Source organism: Martelella lutilitoris, assembly GCF_005924265.1.
GTDB lineage: Bacteria > Pseudomonadota > Alphaproteobacteria > Rhizobiales > Rhizobiaceae > Martelella > Martelella lutilitoris.
This window is the reverse complement of record NZ_VCLB01000004.1, coordinates 369,128-387,069: the sequence shown is the minus strand read 5'-3', so window position 1 is coordinate 387,069 and position 17,942 is coordinate 369,128. Positions and strand designations below refer to the sequence as shown.

At 62.7% G+C, this 17,942-nt stretch carries 15 protein-coding genes; 6 read left to right on the top strand and 9 right to left on the bottom strand.

The window, feature by feature from the left end:
* Positions 1-54 precede the first annotated feature (54 nt).
* The gene (locus FF124_RS09025) at positions 55-1,980 is read right to left on the bottom strand and encodes an ABC transporter substrate-binding protein (protein WP_138748155.1); all 1,926 of its coding nucleotides are present in this window, start codon (positions 1,978-1,980) and stop codon (positions 55-57) included.
* Positions 1,981-2,159: 179 nt separating this feature from the next.
* On the opposite strand from FF124_RS09025, the gene FF124_RS09020 reads away from it, so the two are divergent.
* The 5 genes from FF124_RS09020 (at position 2,160) to FF124_RS09000 (ending at position 7,450) form a co-directional block, all read left to right on the top strand.
* Positions 2,160-3,134 (top strand): LacI family DNA-binding transcriptional regulator, encoded by a 975-nt coding sequence (locus tag FF124_RS09020; protein ID WP_246072327.1) that lies wholly within the window; start codon positions 2,160-2,162, stop codon positions 3,132-3,134.
* 136 nt (positions 3,135-3,270) lie between these two features.
* Positions 3,271-4,272 (top strand): alpha/beta hydrolase, encoded by a 1,002-nt coding sequence (locus FF124_RS09015; protein WP_138748153.1) that lies wholly within the window; start codon positions 3,271-3,273, stop codon positions 4,270-4,272.
* Between the two features lie 134 nt (positions 4,273-4,406).
* Entirely contained in the window at positions 4,407-5,363 is a 957-nt protein-coding gene (locus tag FF124_RS09010; RefSeq protein WP_138748152.1) for a tripartite tricarboxylate transporter substrate binding protein, read from the top strand.
* 49 nt (positions 5,364-5,412) lie between these two features.
* The gene (locus FF124_RS09005) at positions 5,413-5,919 is read left to right on the top strand and encodes a tripartite tricarboxylate transporter TctB family protein (RefSeq protein ID WP_187326876.1); all 507 of its coding nucleotides are present in this window, start codon (positions 5,413-5,415) and stop codon (positions 5,917-5,919) included.
* Between the two features lie 10 nt (positions 5,920-5,929).
* Positions 5,930-7,450 (top strand): tripartite tricarboxylate transporter permease, encoded by a 1,521-nt coding sequence (locus tag FF124_RS09000; protein ID WP_138748150.1) that lies wholly within the window; start codon positions 5,930-5,932, stop codon positions 7,448-7,450.
* Between the two features lie 427 nt (positions 7,451-7,877).
* On the opposite strand, the gene FF124_RS08995 is transcribed toward FF124_RS09000, so the two are convergent.
* From FF124_RS08995 to FF124_RS08980, 4 genes are all read right to left on the bottom strand, one after another.
* On the bottom strand, positions 7,878-9,866 hold the full coding sequence (locus FF124_RS08995; protein ID WP_138748149.1) for a TRAP transporter permease: 1,989 nt from the start codon (positions 9,864-9,866) through the stop codon (positions 7,878-7,880).
* A gap of 6 nt (positions 9,867-9,872) precedes the next feature.
* Positions 9,873-11,015, bottom strand: coding sequence for a TAXI family TRAP transporter solute-binding subunit (locus FF124_RS08990; protein ID WP_138748148.1), 1,143 nt, complete (start codon positions 11,013-11,015; stop codon positions 9,873-9,875).
* A gap of 352 nt (positions 11,016-11,367) precedes the next feature.
* Positions 11,368-11,991: a nuclear transport factor 2 family protein gene (locus tag FF124_RS08985; protein WP_138748147.1), complete on the bottom strand. Its 624-nt coding sequence runs from the start codon at positions 11,989-11,991 to the stop codon at positions 11,368-11,370.
* Positions 11,992-12,026: 35 nt separating this feature from the next.
* Entirely contained in the window at positions 12,027-13,454 is a 1,428-nt protein-coding gene (locus tag FF124_RS08980; protein WP_138748146.1) for an aldehyde dehydrogenase family protein, read from the bottom strand.
* Between the two features lie 169 nt (positions 13,455-13,623).
* On the opposite strand from FF124_RS08980, the gene FF124_RS08975 reads away from it, so the two are divergent.
* Positions 13,624-14,076: a MaoC family dehydratase gene (locus FF124_RS08975; protein WP_138748145.1), complete on the top strand. Its 453-nt coding sequence runs from the start codon at positions 13,624-13,626 to the stop codon at positions 14,074-14,076.
* Positions 14,077-14,097: 21 nt separating this feature from the next.
* Here FF124_RS08975 and FF124_RS08970 read toward each other — a convergent pair whose 3' ends face one another.
* From FF124_RS08970 to FF124_RS08955, 4 genes are read right to left on the bottom strand one after another with little or no spacing between them, the layout of a single operon-like run.
* Complete coding sequence (locus tag FF124_RS08970) at positions 14,098-14,853, bottom strand: SDR family NAD(P)-dependent oxidoreductase (RefSeq protein ID WP_138748144.1); 756 nt, start codon at positions 14,851-14,853, stop codon at positions 14,098-14,100.
* Entirely contained in the window at positions 14,850-16,394 is a 1,545-nt protein-coding gene (locus tag FF124_RS08965) for a class I adenylate-forming enzyme family protein (protein WP_138748143.1), read from the bottom strand. The genes FF124_RS08970 and FF124_RS08965 overlap by 4 nt, the downstream gene beginning before the upstream one ends.
* Positions 16,391-16,864, bottom strand: coding sequence for a MaoC family dehydratase (locus tag FF124_RS08960; protein ID WP_138748142.1), 474 nt, complete (start codon positions 16,862-16,864; stop codon positions 16,391-16,393). Before FF124_RS08960 ends, FF124_RS08965 begins: the two co-directional genes overlap by 4 nt.
* Positions 16,864-17,886, bottom strand: coding sequence for an NAD(P)H-quinone oxidoreductase (locus FF124_RS08955; RefSeq protein WP_138748141.1), 1,023 nt, complete (start codon positions 17,884-17,886; stop codon positions 16,864-16,866). Before FF124_RS08955 ends, FF124_RS08960 begins: the two co-directional genes overlap by 1 nt.
* Positions 17,887-17,942: the final 56 nt, after the last annotated feature.

The window sequence follows — 17,942 nt, the reverse complement described above, 5'->3', positions numbered from 1 at the left end:
CGTGGAGGAACGGGCCGGCCTTGGTCGGTCGAAGGCGACAGAGGTTTCTGCCGATCAGTTCTTGAAGAACTGCTCCGGCGCCGACGGTCCGGGCGTCGGCCAGCCGAACGAATTCGGCATGACCGGCATGGTGTTGACCATGTCGTTCTTGACGACGCCGTAACCGTCCGGCGGCAGGCTGACGCCGAAGACCAAGAACTGGTCGGCGGCGTTGTTCAGGATTTCCAGCATGATTTCGTGCTGCTTGTCCTGATCGCCGGTGGCCAGCAGTTTCTTGTAAAGCGCCTGCTGCGCCTTCACCTCTTCCGGTGGCTCGATGGCCGCATCATTGTCCGGCTGGTTGAAGTGCAGGGCCCAGCCCTGGGCATAGAGCGCATTGGTGTTGAACGGCACGAAATAGCGCGGATCGAGCATGGCCGCGACGCCGCTGTTTGCGCCGAACTGGTGGGCCGTGGCGTCAAACTCGCGGCCATGACGGACGCGGGTTTCCCAGAGCGAGCGGTCCATGGTCCGGATCTGCGCATCGATGCCGACATCGCGGAAGTTCGGTATCGCAAGCTGGAACATGTCGAGGAAGGTGGTGCGCACCTGATCGATCTCGAAGATGATCGTCACGCGCCGGCCCTCGGAATCGAGCCGGAAGCCTTCGCTGTCCTTGTTCGGCAGGATCTCGTCCAGGATCGCATTCGCCTTTTCCGGATCGTATTCCGTGTACTGCTTGGCGAGCCGCTCGACATAAAGCGGATCGCCTTCCACGATCGAGGGCTGGGCCGGCGCGCCCTGGCCGACGAAGACCGCCTCGATCATCGACTGGCGATCGATCGCGTGGGACAGCGCCACGCGGAAATCGCGATTGTTGTAGAGCGCGTTCTTGACCGGATCGGTGTGGTTCAGGTTGAGCTGGAACACCATCACATTGGCGGCGGTTTCCTTCAGCGTGTAGAAGTGGAAATCGCCGCTTTCCTGCGCATCGTAGAGCACCGGCTTGTTGGCGGGCGTCGCGATATACTGATCCATCATGTCGATCTCGCCCTGAAGCGTCTTCAGAAGAAGCACTTCCGGGTCGCCGACCATCTGGTAGTTGATCTCGTCGAAATAGGGCAGTTGCGTGCCTTCGGTGTCGACCTTCCAGTAATAGGGATTGCGCACGGCGACGGCGCGTTCCGTGTCCTCGCCCGGCGCGATCGTGAACTTCCAGGCATTCAGCGTCGGGCGGTTGGAATTCTGGAAGAAATCATTGTCCTGCTGCACGCCGCATTCGCGCTGGAACAATGCCACCCAGCTTTCATAGCCGCGCTCCTTGGCGAGTGCGTTGGCATCCGGATTGTACTTGATGTGGAACTGCTTGAGATAGTGCTTCGGGGTGCGGGTGATCTGGTCCTGCTGCGCCCAGGCGAGCTGCTGGGCGAAGAAACCGTTCGGCTGGGCGAACTTGACCTTGAAGGTCTGGTCGTCGACCACGTCCAACTCGGCAACCGAGCCGTCGGCGGAATACCAGAAGGCCTGGTCGCCGATGGTGAGCTCCGGGTTCTGGAACACATCCTCATACCAGAACTTTACATCCTCGGTGGTGTAGGGCTCGCCGTCCGACCACTTCATGCCCTTGCGCAGGGTAAAGGTGTATTCGGTGGAATCCTCGTTGACTTCAAAGGATTCGGCGACATTGGGCGTGACGCCGGACCAGTCGGGCGTGAAGCGCACCGTCGGCTCATAGCCCTGGTAGCGCACCAGCATGGACAGCGATCCGCCGCCGACCAGCGCATGGTTCCATGTGCCGCCCTGCGTGCCCGGCTGATCGCGGGGCGTGATTACCAGCGGGTTTTCCGGAAGGCGCTCAGCCACGGGCGGCAGATCGCCGGCCTGAACGGCGGCTTCAAGGTTGGGTGAGTGGTATGTCATGTCAGCCCAGGCGGGCAGCGCCAGGAGACCGGCAAACGCCGTCCCTGCCGCGAGAAAGGCTCTGCGGCTCAAATTCCTCATGAATGTTCTCCTCCTCATATCGGCGTCTCGTTATCCTCCGCCGACTAACAAATAGCTTGAAATAGAAGTTTTGTTATGTAAAGCGTTAGGTTAACTTTTTTGCAGGAGACATTTTCTCGGCTTGAGCCGCGGTGTCGAATTCGGCACCAATGCATGGGGAACTGTCAGAAAGGTGCGATGTGGCGCGGGTAACCATTCAGACGATTGCAGAGGAGACGGGCCTCTCGAAATTCGCCGTCTCGCGCGCGCTCTCAGGCAAGAGCGGTGTCAGCGAGGCGACCCGCCTGAAGGTGGCGGAGACCGCCGACCGGCTTGGCTACCGCAAGGCACCGGCGTCATCCAAGCTTCTCGGCGTCGTTTTCGACGACAATGACGTGGCCAATACCGAGCTGCATATGCAGATCCAGAACGGCGTGCAGCGCGAGGCCCAGATCCTGGGTTACGCGTTGCGCATCCGCAGCACCCGCAACGGGATAGAACTGAAGGCGATGGCAGAGGAATGCAGCGGCCTCCTGATTGTCGGGCTGCACAGCCAGGAGAACCTCAAGCGGCTGCACCATGCCGACATTCCGATCGTGCGCAACAGCTGGCTGGAACCGCTGGAGCCTGTCGACCAGGTTGGCGCCACCGACCACGAGGCCGGTTCCGCCGTCGGACGTTTTCTTCTGAAGCTTGGCCATCGCCGGATCGTCTACGTTCATGGCGATCCGCGCTATCGGGGACGCATGGAGCGGCTCTACGGGTTGCGCGAGGTCTGCGAGCGCGAGCCGGGCGTCGTTCTGCACGATCTCATTCCGGAAGAGGGACGTGACTTCGGCGAGGCCTTCGACCGGTTGGCAGCGACGATCGAAAAGCCCACCGCTTTCTTCTGCGCCCATGACGGCCTGGCGCTGACGGTGATTTCTGAACTTCTGGCGCGCGGCTATCGCATCCCGCGCGATGCATCCGTGGTCGGCTTCGGCGACTATTCCGCCGCCCAGCAGATCCTGCCGCAACTGACGACGGTGAAGGTGCCCGGCGTCGATATCGGCAGGATGGCGACGCGGGTCCTGCACCAGCGCATTACCAATCAGGATTTTCCGGATTGTCCGCTGCGCCTGCATGTTCCCTGCCGTATCATCGAGCGCCAGTCGACCGGTCCGGCCCCCGCCTGACTTTTTGAAAACCGGCGACTTGGCGTTTTTCGGCAACCGGCTGTTTCCGGCTGGCGAAACGGCATGTCATGAAAGATGCGGCGCGGGGGCCGGTTCCCATAGATAGGCTGGCACCCAGTTTTGCGGAGGAGAAGGCATGTCGGGGACAATCAGGCGCAGGGATTTTTTCGTGGAGACGCGCGACGGCGTGCGGATAGCGATCCGCGAGGTGTTCGACGAAGCGGCGGACGTCGAGGCACGACCGATGATCCTGATGCACGGGACGCGTATCCCCGGGCTTTCGGAATATGATCTCGATGTCCCTCACGGTTCGCTCGCCGCCGATCTCGCCGTGCGCGGCCATCGCTGCTACATCGTCGACGCGCGCGGCTTCGGCCGGTCCGAGCGTCCGGCGGAGATGGACCTTCCGCCGACGCCGACGAAGCCGCTTGTGCGCACGCTCGAGATCGTCCGTGATCTGGAGGCGGCGGTCGATCACCTTCGCGACGCATCTGGCTATTCCTCGGTCGGCCTGTTTGGCTGGGGCGTCGGCGGCACCTGCGTCATGGCCTTCGCCGCTCTGTGGCCGGAAAAGGCAAGCCACCTTGTTCTCTACAACATGGTCTACGGCGCGGCCGGCGGGCACCCGAAATTCTGCCATGGCTCGCAGTGGGAGGATCCGGCCCGACCGGGCCATTTCAACCGTCCGCAATTCGGCAACTACACCTTCAACGCGGTCGACATGCTGACCCGCGACTGGGACCGGCAGATACCGATCGCGGACAAGGCCGCCTGGCGTGATCCGGCGATCGTCAAGGCCTTCGAACAGGCCCTGATCGACGGCGACCCGACGGCGAAAGATCGCGATCCGCCAACCTATCGCAGCCCCAACGGCATGCTGGAGGACCTTTTCCTGATGGGCATCGGCCATAAGCTCGTCAACGCCAATCAGGTTTATGCGAAGGTGATGATCGTCCGACCGGAGTTCGACACGCTCAGCCAGAAGGACGATATGGACGCGCTGACGGCCGACCTGATCAATGCGGAAGAGGTTTTCTGCTGGGAGCCCGGCGACACCACCCATTACATCCTTTTCGACCGGCCCGAGCACGGCCGTGATGCCATGCTTGCGGAAATGGAGGCGTTTCTGGCGCGGTGATGCCGATATTTCGTCAGGCGGAACGGAGGCCACCCGGCATTTCCATTGCATGTTGTGGTTGCTAGGCAAGCTATCGGGAGAAGAGCGAACTGCTACGGGGGAGACGGTACGGTTCGCGTATTTTGGAGGAAAACATGAACACAGCAGATATCATTCTTGGAACGACCGTCATCGGACTTTCGATCGCGGTATCACCGCTTGCCACTGCCGCCGCGACCTGCCCTGAAGGCTTTCCGGCCAAGCCGGTCCAGATGCTTGTCGGCTATGGCGCGGGCGGCGGCACGGACGCCATCGCGAGGGCGATCGCCGCCGAACTGGAGACGCAGCAGGGCTGGACCGTGATCGTCGACAACAAGCCGGGCGCCGGCGGCGGCGTGATGTCGGCGACGCTCATGAACATGAAGCCCGACGGCTATTCCGTCGGCGTGGCGGCCACGGGCACGGTTGCCCTCAATCCCTACGAGAATTCGGACACTCCCTATACCTATGAAAGCTTCGACTATCTGGGGACGGCGATGCAGATCAACTACGGTCTGGTCTCGCTCGTCGACCGCCCCTACCAGACGCTGGACGAATTCATCGCCTTTGCAAAAGACAATAATGGCGCGACGATTTCGGTCGGCGGCAAGAGCCAGGAGATCCTGGTCGATCAACTGGCCAAGCATTACGACGTCAACCTGATTGCGGTTCCGAGCAAGGGGGCGGCGGATGCGCTGCAGTCTGCGCTTGGCGGCCACGTGGATGCGACGACCCAGGGCACCCAGCATGTCCAGCAGATCAAGGCCGGGGCGATGAACCAGCTCGCGTCGCTGACCGATGCCCGCACGCCCTATGCACCGGACTCCCCGACCCTGATCGAGGGCGGGCTTGACGCAACGATCGAGGGACAGACGATCTTCATGGTGCCCAAGGGCGTTGATCCGGCGATCAAGACCTGCCTGGAAGAGGCGCTGGACGAGGCCGTCAATTCCGATGGCTACAATGAACTGATGATGCGTCTTGAGAACGAGCCGCTGAACCTGGGTCCCAAGGGAACCACTGACAAGATCGCGAAAAGCGCCCAGTTCTACAAGGCGTATCTCGGCAAGTAACCAGGAGCGCCGTGCGTCCATTCGGACACACAAAGGACGCTCTAACCTATTGAATCTACGCATCGTGCTTTCCGAAAATCGATTCCGGTTTTCGGGCCGATGCGCTAGCGATGAGGGGCGCTGTTCAATGTATCTTGAGCGCATGCTCGGGGGAGCCAGCATTCTCTTTGGTGGCTTTCTCCTTTTTTTCCTGATCCCGTATCAGGTCACGAGCCAGCCGGGGCCGATAGACCCCTCGCTGTTTCCGAAGATCGCAGCCTGGCTGTTCATCCTTCTCGGCCTCATCCAGTTTTTCGCCAAGGCACAGCCTGCGAATTTCAGTTGGTACGAGTTTGCGCGTCTCGCCGGGCTTGCTGCTGTGGTTCTTGTCGCCGCGCTCGCCATGCCGCGCGTGGGCTTCCTGCCGTCGGCCGTTCTGCTGATGGCGGCCGTCTGCGCCTTCATGTTCGAGCGCCGCTATCAGTGGCTCGCCACGACAATTGTGCTGGTTCCGGCAGGAACGTGGTTCGTTTTCGTGATCGTGATGGGACGTCCATTGCCATCGCTTCCCCTCTGAAAGCAATGCTATGCCTGACTTTGCCACAATCATCGGTGGACTGACCGACGCCATCACCCTCACCAACCTTCTCTACATCATTCTCGGCGTAGCCGTCGGCCAGATCGTTGGAGCGATCCCCGGCATGACGCTGCTGATGGCGCTGGCGATCGCCATTCCGCTCACCTACACGCTCGATACGCTGACGGCGCTCGCCTTTCTCATCAGCGTCAACAAGGGCGGAACGGTGGGCGGCGCGATCCCGGCGATCCTGATCAACACGCCCGGCACGCCCGAGTCAGCGGCAACCGCGCTTGACGGCCATCCCATGGCCAAAAACGGCAAGCCGATGAAGGCGATGAAATACGCGCTTTACTATTCCGTCTTCGGTGATCTTTCGAGCGACATCGTGCTGATCACGATCTCGGCGCCGCTCGCGCTCGTGGCGCTGCGCATGGGGCCGATCGAGATCACCGCCTTGATGATCCTTGCCTTCACGGTCATTACCGGCCTCGTCGGTTCCTCGATGGTCAAGGGGTTGATGGCGGCCGCGCTCGGTTTTCTGTTCGCCTCGGTGGGCATTGACCCGGCCATGGGCACGCCGCGCTTCACCTTCGGCATGCTCGATCTTTATGACGGCCTGCCGCTGACGGCGATGTCGATCGGACTTCTCGCCGTATCGGAGATCTTCCGCCAGATTGCCGCCACCACACGGGCCACGAGCACGGCAACGCCGATCCGCGTGCGTTCCGACAACCCCGAGGACAAGGGCGTGACGCTGAGCGAGCTCTTGGCCAACAAATATGTGGCGATCCGCGCCTGGGCGATCGGCACGGTCATCGGCGCCATTCCGGGGCTCGGCTCGGCAACGGCCGGCTTCCTGTCCTATTCGGTCACCAAGCAGCAGGCCAGGGATCCGGAAAGCTTCGGCAAGGGCGATCCGCGCGGCATCGCGGCTTCGGAGGCGGCAAATTCGGCCGTCGTCGGCGCAAATCTCATTCCGCTTCTGACGCTCGGCATTCCGGGCAATATCGCTGCCGCCCTCCTGGTCAGCGCCTTCATCATCCACGGCGTGCAGCCCGGTCCGCTGCTGTTCGAGGAGCAGGGGCGACTGATCTACGGCCTGTTCGGCGCCATGCTGATCGCCAATTTCTGCAATCTCGGCGTCGGCCAGATCGGCATGCGCATATGGTCGCTGGCGATCGCCGCGCCCAATTCCGTGGTCTACCCGACGGCACTGCTGCTCTGCACCACCGGCGCCTATGTGACGACGGGCGGCATGTTCGGCATCTACATCATGCTGGCTTTCGGCGTGATGGGTTATTTCATGCAGCAGTTCGGCTTCTCCGTCGTCGCCTTCATCATCGGCTATGTGCTGACGCCGGAGCTCGAATCCAAACTGGTCCAGTCGATCCTGATCAGCCGGGGTGATCCCTGGGTCGTGGTGCAGCATCCGATCGCGCTCGTTCTTCTGGCGCTCTCCGTCCTGTCGATCATCTATCTCGGGCCGAGGAAGCGGAAGAACAAAGATCCGGAGCCGGTGGAAGACTGAACCTTCCGTCCGATCCTCGTTCAAGAATGTCTCGATGCGCCCGGCGGAGTTTTCCCCGGGCGCATTCGCGTTTCAGGACACTGGGATGGACAGGTCACTTTAGCCGGGTCCATACACGAGGCGCCATGATGGCGGCATCAGGTCATGCCGAAAAACAGTGCAAGGGGTCCGGAGATTACCTGCACTGCTGAGCTTGTTGACGCAGCTCGTGTCATCCTCACTCTTCATGCTCGGGCCTGTCTCGCGCCTCTATAGACGCATCGCCGCGACAAGCATATCGGACGAAAAATGTATTTAATACAATATTTTACGAAACGCCAACGCCGCTCGTGCTGAGCGGTGGCCAGATCCTCGGGTCAATCCCGAGGATGATGTGCGAAAAAGGAGAGCTGTGAGCGTTGCGTGCGCGTGAAGCCCTTTGGCCCGCTCAGGCGGGCCTGGCCCTGCCGAGTCCGCGCCGGTTGAGGATAAAGGCGGCGATGATGACGGGCGCCATGATCGCCAGCCCCAGAGCCAGCAACTCCAGATCGCCGAAGCCGGGGACAGCCTCGCCCGGAAGCGCGATCAGTATCGCGCCGATCAACAGCGGAAGCCGCAGCACCCAGACATAGGGACGGTCGGAAAAGACCGGACCGATGCCCATGATGTAGCCCTGGACCCCGCTCGCGAACATCCACACGCCGAAAAGCGCAAGCCCCGAGGAAAGGAGAATGTTCTGCCAGTCCGCTTCGCCGATAAGCGCCGGGTCGAACACGAAAAAGAACGGGATGAAATAGACGATGCTGCCGATCTTCATCGCCTCGAGCCCGGTGCGCATCGGCGGCGTGTTGGCGACCGATGCGGCGGCAAACGCGCCCAGAGCGACCGGCGGCGTGATGAAGGACAACATGCCCCAGTAGAAGATGAAAAGGTGCGAGGCCATCGGGTTGAGCCCTACCTGGATCAGCGCCGGGGCTAGCATCACGGCGAGAAAGATGTAACAGGCCGTCGCCGTCATGCCCGTGCCGAGGACAAGGCTGGTCAGCGCGCCCATGATGAGCAGAAGCAGGGGCGAATCCCCGGCAATGCTCAAGAGGTCGTTGACCAGCGTTCCGGCAAGCCCGGTCATCGACAACCCGCCGACGATCATGCCGACGGCGGCCAGCGTTGCCGCGAGCGTGGCGAACAGGCGACCCAGACTGTCGATGAAATGCAACAATTCCTTTTTGCCCCAGCGATCGGTCTTCGAGACGATCTGGTTGACGGCAAGCAGCACCGCGGTTGCATAAAACGGCGCATATTGTTCCTTCTTGAGCACGAGCAGCATGACCGTCAGCAGCGCGAAGGCGAAGACATGGTGCCAGCCCTCCTTGAGCGTCTGCTTGAGGTCCGGGAGTTCCTCGGCGGGAAGGCCGCTGAGGCCCTCGCGCGCGGCGCGCGCATCGATCTGGATGAACAGGCCGAAGAAATAGAGCGCGGCGGGAATGGCGGCGGCAAGGGCAATCGTCGCGTAAGGCACCTGAAGAAAATCCGCCATGACGAAAGCGGCCGCGCCCATCACCGGCGGCATCAGCACGCCGCCGGTCGAGGCGCAGGTCTCTATGCCTGCTGCGACCGTGCCCTTCATGCCGACCTTGCGCATGGCCGGAATGGTCATCACGCCGGTGGTCAGCACATTGGTGACCACGCTGCCGCTCAGAGAGCCCATCAGGCCGCTGGACAGGATCGCGACCTTCGCCGGGCCGCCGCGCACATGACCGAGAAGCGCGAAGGCGAGGTTGATGAAGAAGCGTCCGGCGCCGGTATGCTCAAGCGCCGCGCCGAAGACGACGAAGCCGAAGACGAGGTTGGCGAAGGCCTTGAGCGGTATGCCGAGAATGCTTTCGAGGCTCATTGCATGATAGGCCGCCACATATCTGAACGGCGAGCTGAAAGCCGAGATCGGACCGGGCAGCTTGTCGGCAAACAGGGGATAGGTGGAGAAGAACAGGACGATCATGCCGAGGATCAGGCCACCCGCGCGTCGTCCGGCATCCAGCATCACCAGCCAGAGTATGGCGCTGGCGTAGACGGCGGCGGTCGGCGGCGACATTTCCCAGCCGAATAGGACGATGTCATAGGCGTTGAAGATGAAATAGCCGAGCGTCACGAAGGTGATGGCCGCAAGCGCCCAGTCGACAATGCCGGGCGTCTTTCCGCTTGTCGCGCGCACGCCGGGCATGAGAAGAAACACCATCGGGATCGCAAGCGCCAGAACGGCATAGAAATACTGGTTTTCCAACAGGGTCAGGTGAAAGCGCGAACCGAGGTTGAAGGTCTGGTTTATGCCGAGAAGCAGAAGCAGGACCGTCAAGGTACGCAGGACGAGCGAGGTCATCGCGGATGGGCGGCGGGCGGAAACCGCCTCGCCACCGTGCGTGTTGTCGATTGCAGGCATGTCGGTTTACCGGAAATAGGCCGGGAAACCGGCGGCTTCGAGCATATCGGCGCGCACCTTCATCCATTTTTCGGCGAAATCATCGCCGCGCTCTCCGTCCATCTTGGCCCAGGCTTCCTGGAGAACCTTCGCGCGGGCAACAAGGTCGTCATTGTGCTTCTGGTCTTCTTCCGACCACAAGCCAACCTCCTTGTAATACCTGATTGCGGCGTCGTTGAACGGCACGACCCAGTCGAAGACTTCGGACTTCGCCGCCCAGCCCGATGTGCCGGACTGCATCTTGCTGTAGACCGGCGCCTGCAGGTCGATCGCCTTGGTCACATTGTAGACGAGATCGGGCGAGGCGGTGTAGGTGATCAGCGCCGGGTAGGGGACGCCCGCGCATTCCAGCGGATGCTCCGCGTCGATATCGATGCCGACGGTCGCCTTGCGTTGACCGAAATGCGGGTTGACGGCCTGGAGGCGGTTCCAGCCTTCGGTATCGGAAAAGGGCAGCGCCAGCCATTTCAGGCCCTGCGGCGAGGCGGCGGCCTGCTCAAGCACGCCGCTGCCGCTGGTGACTGCCGTCATCGCGTCGATCTGGCCATTGGTGAAAGCCTGCCATGCGCCGCCATAGCTCGGCTGATCGACAAGCTCGACATCATCGACGGTCAGGCCGCCGAAGGCGAGGAACGCCCGGACATTGGACTGCAGCGACGGCGAACTGACCACCCAGCCCACCTTTTTGCCCTTCAGGTCCGCGATGCTGTTTATATCCTGATTGTCGGCGACGCCCATGGCGACGCCGTTATCCGCGCCGGCAAGGATCACGGCCGTCAGCTTCTGGGGGCCGAGATCGGGCGTTGCATAGCTCAGGACGCCTTCAAAGGCATAGAAGGCGTCGCTTCCGGCAAGCGCGAAGGGCACGCGGCCTTCCCGGGCTGGCGCAATGCGCGAGAGATCCGTGCTGGCCGGCAACACCCGAAGCGAGATGCCATAGGCATCCTCCAGCGCCTTGCCGACGGCAATCGATTGGTTGTAGCCGAGGCTGCCGGTGTCGAAGCTCGTCCATACCAGCGTTTTCGGCAGGGTGACGGCGTCATCCTTTGCAATCGCCCCTCCGGCGAAAAGGCAAATGGCGCCGAGCGCGATGCTTGCAAGTTTTTTCATTGAATGTCCTCCTCTGTGTTTAACGGCTTTCGGCAGCGTATTCGCCCTGCCTGACTATCCCGCCCTGACTATCCCGGCCGGTCCAGGGCTGATAAGATCTTCCTCAGCCGATGTTGAAATGCGCATGGTCTCCGGTGTGCCTCGCCTTCCCGACGATCCGGCATGCCGGCAAGTCTCCTCTGTCTGCGAATCTAAGGCCAATGCCGGGTTGTACATATTTCAAAGGGTCTGCGTTTCGCTTGGCGGAATAAGGTTTTCGCAAGACCCGCACCGCTTTCAGCTTCGGCGTCGGTCGCAGCCTGTCGGCAAAGAAGCTCCGGGCGACCCTCAAGACCTTTCCAAGCGACGGCAATCAACCCAGGCCCGCGAGCCATTGCTCTTCGCCTTCATGGAAGGCGGCGAGTTCATCCGGTCGGTCGTCGCCGAGGAGGTTCTGGTTGACGTCGATGCCGCGGCTCGCCTGAAGATAGGAGAGGAAACAATAGGATGGCCTGAACGCCCGCAGTTTGTCCCAGTCGATGGGCGGCGTCTCGTCCGGATTGACCGCGCGCAGGATATCCCGTTCGAACAGCACCTCGAAGCTTGAGAGTTTCCAGGTTCCGTCCTGACGAAACGCGCGGGAGAAGTAGCGGCAGAAGACGTGAAAATCGATCTGGACATCGCCGAGCGTCGCCCGGTTGAAGATCATGGCCGGGCTCTCGATTGTGGCCCTGTCGCCTTTCACCTGGGCAAAGGCCGGAAACACCCAGTGCTTGCCGTTGCCGACCTTTTCCATGAACTTGCGCGTGGCCTCGACATAGGCGTCCCCGCCATGGCCGTCATACCAGCTGGTGCGCACATAGGCGTCGTCGTGAAAGCAGTCCCGCATCACCTCGAAGCGGCGCTGGTCGCGGGCAAACCGCTCGCGGCGTGCAAGGTCGTAGAGCTCCTCGCGGTCGAGCATCGCCATCAGGCGTTTGTTGGTGTCTGGCTGCATGGATCCCCTCCCTCGCATTGTGAATGGCCGCCCCCTCAGGCGGCCGGATAGCCAAGGATCGCCTTGACCTCCAGATATTCCTCGAAACCGAACAGGCCGAACTCGCGGCCATTGCCCGACTGTTTATATCCGCCGAACGGCAGGCTGCGGTCAAACGGCGCGCCGTTGAGATAGACGCGGCCGGCGCGGATTCGGTTGGCAACCACACGTGCATGGTCAAGGTCTTTCGATTGGACGAAACCGGCAAGGCCGAAAGGCGTGTCATTGGCAATCTCGACGGCTTCGTCCTCGCTGTCATAAAACATTATCGAAAGCACAGGCCCGAAGATCTCCTCGCGCGCGATGCGCATCGCCGGCGTGACATCGGCGAACACGGTCGGCCGGACGAAATAGCCGGCATTGCATTCGGCCGGTCGCCCGGGCCCGCCGGCCACAAGCGTCGCGCCTTCCTCGATGCCGGAGGCGATCAGCGCCTGAACCTTGTCGAACTGGGCCTGGCTCACGAGCGGCCCCATCGTCGTTTTGGGGTCCATCGGATCGCCGAGCCTGATGGTTGATATTGCTTCGCAGGCGGCGGCGATGGCCTCAGCGCGATGCCGGCGCGGCACCAGCATGCGGGTCGGCGACTGGCAGTTCTGTCCGCCATTGGTGTTGCAGGCATGCACGCCCGCCTTCACCGCTGCCGGAATATCGGCGTCCGGCAGGATGATGTTGGCCGATTTGCCGCCAAGCTCCTGCGCGACGCGCTTGATCGTTTTCGCGGCCAGCTCGGCGACGCGGATGCCGGCATTGGTCGAGCCGGTGATCGAGACCATGTCGACATCCGGGTGGCGGGCGATTGCCTCTCCGACGGTCGGTCCGTCGCCGTGGACGAGATTGAAGACGCCGGCGGGCAGTCCGGCGTCATCGATGATTTCGGCAAGCGCCGTGGCGCTGAGCGGGGCGATCTCGCTGGGCTTCAGCACCATGGTGCAGCCGGTCGCAATTGCCGGGGCGACCTTGGAGGCGATCTGATTGAGCGGCCAGTTCCAGGGCGTGATCAGACCGCAGACGCCGATCGGTTCCCTGCGGACAATGCCGGTCTCTTCCCGGCGGTCGAACGGGTAGTCGCGCAGGACCCGGATAACCTCCTCGAAGTGGAAGAGCGCGACCGTGGCCTGACGTTCGATCGAGAAGGTTATCGGCACGCCCATTTCCATGGTCATCAGCCGGGCAAGCTCGGGCAGGCGCGCCCGGAATCCCTCGACGATGCGGCCGAGAATTGCAAGCCGTTCCGCGCGGTCGGTCTGCGACCACGGCGCAAAGGCGCGCCGCGCTGCCCTGACCGCCGCGTCGACATCATCGGCGCTGCCCAGATTGACACTGCCGATTTCCCGCTCGATGGCGGGGTTGATGATCGGTATCGTGCTGGGGGTCACCGGTCGTCGCCATGTCCCGTCGATGTAGAACTCCAGAGCGTCCATCCTGCCGCCTTTCTCCTCCGCGAAGCGTTGCAACTCTATCCGGCAGCCGGCGCGCCGCAATCCACCCGGTCGTTCGTTTCGCATTGCGGAACGCGTGCCCCGCCATTTTGCCGAAAGGACGACCTGGCGCTAAAACCACCGGGAAACACGACCGGAGACCGGAGAAACGATGCGGCGCTATTTCGAAGACTTTGCCATTGGCGAGACATGGACAAGCAGAACTATCACCTTGTCTGAGGATGAGATCATCCGCTATGCCCGCGAGTATGATCCGCAGCCCATGCATGTCGATCCCGAAAAGGCTGCGGAAGGGCGCTTCGGCGGCCTCATCGCCAGCGGATGGCAGGTCGCGGCGCTTTCCATGCGGCTCTTCGTGGAAGCGGGCGGCTATGGCGAAACGCCGATGGTCGGCCTCGGCATCGAGCAATTGCGCTGGCGTCGGCCGGTGCGTCCGGGCGACAGGCTGATCACGACGCGCAAGGTGATTGCGACGGAGCCGCACCAGCGGCGACCGGAATTCGGCATCATCAAGACCGAGGTGACGATGACCAACCAGGACGGCGAGGCAGTGATGATGATGATCGCGCTCGGACAGGTGCCCTGCAGGCCCCGGGCAGAATAGGGGACGCTTCGGGGCAGGGCCCTAAAGGTGCCGCCCTTCGTCAACCGGGATGACGATGCCCGTCGAGCTGGTCATGAGCGTGACGCAGGCAATGACGGCGCGCGCCACATCGTCGGCGCTGGTGATCTTGGCAAGCGGAGTCTGCGTGGCCGCCGCCTCCAGCCGCGCGCGCGGACGTCCCGGCACGAAATCGGTATCAACGCCGGCGGGTGATATGGAAAACACCCTGATATCCGGCGCAAGCGCTTTCGCAAGCCCGATCGTCAATGCATCGAGCCCGGCCTTCGCCGCGCAATAGGCAAGATTGGAGCCAACGCCGGTGCGCGCGGCGATCGAGGAGATGTTGACCACAACGGCATCCCGCCCGCGCGCGAGAAGCGGGCGAAAGGCGCGGATCATGGCAAAGGGGCCGCGCAGGTTGACCTGCGTGATCCTGTCGAAGATGTCGTCAGTCAGGCCGTCGAGATCATTGGCCGGCACGGCTTCCGTCGCGCCGCCATTATTGACCAGAATGTCCACCCGGCCGAATCTCTCTTCGACCGCCCGTGCGGCCTCGGCGATGCTGTCGCTTGCCTCAAGCGCGATCCGTAAGGCTATGTGATTTCCGCCGGGAAGCGATGCGACAAGGTCTTCGGCAGCCGCGCTTCGGCGGTGATAGCCGGCGACGATGGTGGCGCCGAGGTCGGCGAGCCGGATCGCCGAGGCGCGGCCGATGCCGCTTGTCGCACCCGTGACCACGGCGATGCGTCCGCTTAAGGGAGGGGCCTGTTCGCTCATGCCGTCTTCTCCCAGAAGGGTTGGCGCAGTTCCTGCTTCAGCACCTTGCCGCCGCTGTTGCGCGGAAGCGTTTCGCGGAACTCGACCGCCGAGATTTTCTGCATGCGCCCCAGCCGGGCATTGACCCAGTCGCGCAGCGCCTCCGGTTCGATCCTCGCGTCCGGCTTTACGGCCACGAAGCCAAACGGCGTCTCGCCCCATTTCTCACTCGGGACCGCAATCACGGCGGCCTCGATGACATCGGGATGGGCGAGCAGTTTTTCCTCCAGGTCAGAGGCGTAGATATTGAATCCGCCCGAGATGATCATGTCCTTCTTGCGGTCCAGCAGGACGAGAAATCCGTCCTCGTCGAACATGCCGATATCGCCGGTGCGGTGAAAAAGCCGGCCCTCGGTATCGCGCCAGTAGAAGGCGCGGTTTGCCTCCTCATTGCGAAAATAGCCCGACATCATCATCGCCGAGCGGCCGACAACCTCGCCGCGCTCGCCGGGCGCAACGTCCTTGCCGTCGTCGTCGATGATGCGGATGATGTTGCCCGCTGCCGGCTTGCCCACGGTATGCGCCTTTTCGGGGTGGCGCGCGGCATCAAGAATACAGGTGCAACCACCTTCCGTCAGGCCGTAGACCTCGAAGAAGTCGCCCGGCCATTGTTCGATGATGGCGCGTTTAGCAGCGGCCGGAAGCGGCGCGCCGGTGCATTGCTTGACCTTGAAGGACGACAGGTCGCGCCTGCCGAAACCTTCCGCCGCCAGAATGCGCTGATACTGGACCGGCACCAGCATGGTGTGGGTAGCGCGATATTGCTCCGCAAGCGCCAGATAGGCTTCAGCATCGAATTTTGGCATCAGCACGACATGGCTTGCGTGGAACAGCGCCGAAAGCAAGGGCATCAGCGTGGTGTTGGAATAAAGCGGCGTCGCCAGAAGCATCGTGCTTTCGGGGCCAAGCCCGAAAAGCGTCCGCGCCGCCTGCCGGTACCGCATGGCGTGAGCGTGAACGATGCCCTTGGCCCGGCCAGTGGTGCCGGAGGAGTAGATGATGTTGAACGGCGCTTCGGGCAAAGGAACCACCGGAGCGCTGAACGGCTCTGTTCCGGCAAGAAAATTCTGCGGCACGCCGCCTGCCGGGGGCGCCTCAAGCTGGACGATGCGCGCGGCCAGATCGGCCGGCAGCAGGTCCCCATAGCCGTCCTGCACGAAAATCAACGCGGGGTCGCAGTCTTTCAGCATGCCGGCAAGCGCCTCGCGGTGTGCCGAGGCGGGCAGGGGCACGGCGCAACCGCCGGCCGCGATGATGCCAAGATAGGCTGCCGTAAGCCCCAGGCCGGCCGTTCCAAGAACCGCGATCCGCCCGACCGCGCCGTCACAATGTTGCGCGATCGCGCCCGCCGCGGCCAGCACGGCGCTGCGGAGTTCTGCCCGGCTCATCGTCTCGCCATTGCAGGTCAGCGCCGGCGCGTCCGGATGCTCAAGCCCGTGGCGCAGGATAGCGGCAACGAGTCCGCCTTCCTGGTTCGCGGCCGGCCGAGAGGCCTCGTTCATCGGTTATCTCCCGGCTCGTTTTCGATGAGCACGATATGGCGGGTGGCGATGGCGGGCTTTTGGGAGCCCTCCAGCTCGATCACGGCGTCGTTGACGATCCGCGTTCCCAGCGCATGCGGCTCGGCGGCGACAAGCGTCAGGGCGAGCCGGATACGGCTTTCCACCGGAACGGGCGCGATGAAGCGCATCCGGTCGTAGCCGTAGTTCAAGCCACGGCCGCGCGCCCTGATCTGATAGATCTCGCGCTGGAGCGCCGGCTGTAGCGATATGATGAAAAGGCCGTGGGCAATGGTCTTGCCGCCGGGCATCTCGCGCGCGGCGCGCTCCACATCCACATGGATCCAGTGATCATCGCCCGTCAGCCGGGCATAATCGTCGATCGCTTCCTGCGTCACGGTCATCCAGGCCGAGCGGCCGAGCAATTGGCCTTCGTGGGCAGCGAGATCACGGGCGTGGTCAACGATCAGCATCAGTGTTTTTCCTTGTTGCGGGCACGCCCGATGGTTTCAGCGCATTCGGCATTGACGGCCAGAACCACTTTGCCAATCTGCCTGTTTTCATCCATCAACCGATGGGCGGACCTGACGTCGCCAAAGGCGAAGACCTGATGGATGCGGGTTGTCATTTCACCCGTTTCCAGAAGCGGCCAGACATCGCGAACGAGCTCGGCGGCGATCCGGCCCTTGTAGGCGGGCGGGCGCGGGCGAAGGGTCGAGCCGGTCAGCGTCAGTCTGCGCCGGACGATCTGGCGGACATTGACCTCGGCCGTCTCGCCGAGATGACTGGCGATGAAGACAAGCCGCCCGTCCGGTCTCAGAAGGTCGAGTTGCCGTTGCGTGTAAGGTCCGGCCTGCGCATCGAGGATCACGTCGAACCCGTCGGTGAGCGCCCTCAGTTCGTCGTCCCAGGCACCCTTGTAGCTGACGGCATGGTGCGCGCCCGTCTGAAGACAAACGGACAACTTCTCGTCTGTCCCGGCTGTCGCGAAAACCTCGGCGTTGCGCAGCTTGCGGGCGATCTGGATTGCGGCCATGCCAACCCCGCTGGTGCCGCCCTGCACAAGCAGGCTCTCGCCTTCGCCAAGCCGTCCAAGCCAGATGATGTTGTTCCAGGCGGTAAAATAGACTTCCGGCAGCGATGCGGCTTCGACAAAGCTCAGCCCGCGCGGAACCGGCATGCATTGGAGCGCAGGCACGACGCAATATTCGGCGTAACCGCCCCCATTGGTCAGCGCGCAGACGGCATCGCCGGCACAGAGCCCTGTCACGGCCGGGCCAACCGCGTCGACAATGCCCGAGACATCAAGGCCGGGGATCGGGGAGGCGTCCGGGGGCGGAGGATAGAGCCCTCGCCTTTGCTGGATATCCGGCCGGTTCACGCCTGCCGCGTAAACCCGGATCCGAACTTCGCCCGCTCCGGGCGCGGGGATGGGGCGTTCGACGATGTCGAGCACGTCCGGTCCGCCCGCGCCGTTGAATTCCACTACACGCATTGTGTCCGCTTCCCCCCTTATGGCCGTTGAGCCGCCGCTCAATGCCCGGTCTCCTC

Coding starts and splice junctions, on each gene's coding strand:
- FF124_RS09025 (WP_138748155.1), bottom strand. CDS start 1,980: ATGAGGAATTTGAGCCGCAGAGCCTTTCTCGCGGCAGGGACGGCGTTT.
- FF124_RS09015 (WP_138748153.1), top strand. CDS start 3,271: ATGTCGGGGACAATCAGGCGCAGGGATTTTTTCGTGGAGACGCGCGAC.
- FF124_RS09010 (WP_138748152.1), top strand. CDS start 4,407: ATGAACACAGCAGATATCATTCTTGGAACGACCGTCATCGGACTTTCG.
- FF124_RS09000 (WP_138748150.1), top strand. CDS start 5,930: ATGCCTGACTTTGCCACAATCATCGGTGGACTGACCGACGCCATCACC.
- FF124_RS08995 (WP_138748149.1), bottom strand. CDS start 9,866: ATGCCTGCAATCGACAACACGCACGGTGGCGAGGCGGTTTCCGCCCGC.
- FF124_RS08990 (WP_138748148.1), bottom strand. CDS start 11,015: ATGAAAAAACTTGCAAGCATCGCGCTCGGCGCCATTTGCCTTTTCGCC.
- FF124_RS08985 (WP_138748147.1), bottom strand. CDS start 11,991: ATGCAGCCAGACACCAACAAACGCCTGATGGCGATGCTCGACCGCGAG.
- FF124_RS08980 (WP_138748146.1), bottom strand. CDS start 13,454: ATGGACGCTCTGGAGTTCTACATCGACGGGACATGGCGACGACCGGTG.
- FF124_RS08975 (WP_138748145.1), top strand. CDS start 13,624: ATGCGGCGCTATTTCGAAGACTTTGCCATTGGCGAGACATGGACAAGC.
- FF124_RS08970 (WP_138748144.1), bottom strand. CDS start 14,853: ATGAGCGAACAGGCCCCTCCCTTAAGCGGACGCATCGCCGTGGTCACG.
- FF124_RS08965 (WP_138748143.1), bottom strand. CDS start 16,394: ATGAACGAGGCCTCTCGGCCGGCCGCGAACCAGGAAGGCGGACTCGTT.
- FF124_RS08960 (WP_138748142.1), bottom strand. CDS start 16,864: ATGCTGATCGTTGACCACGCCCGTGATCTCGCTGCCCACGAAGGCCAA.
- FF124_RS08955 (WP_138748141.1), bottom strand. CDS start 17,886: ATGCGTGTAGTGGAATTCAACGGCGCGGGCGGACCGGACGTGCTCGAC.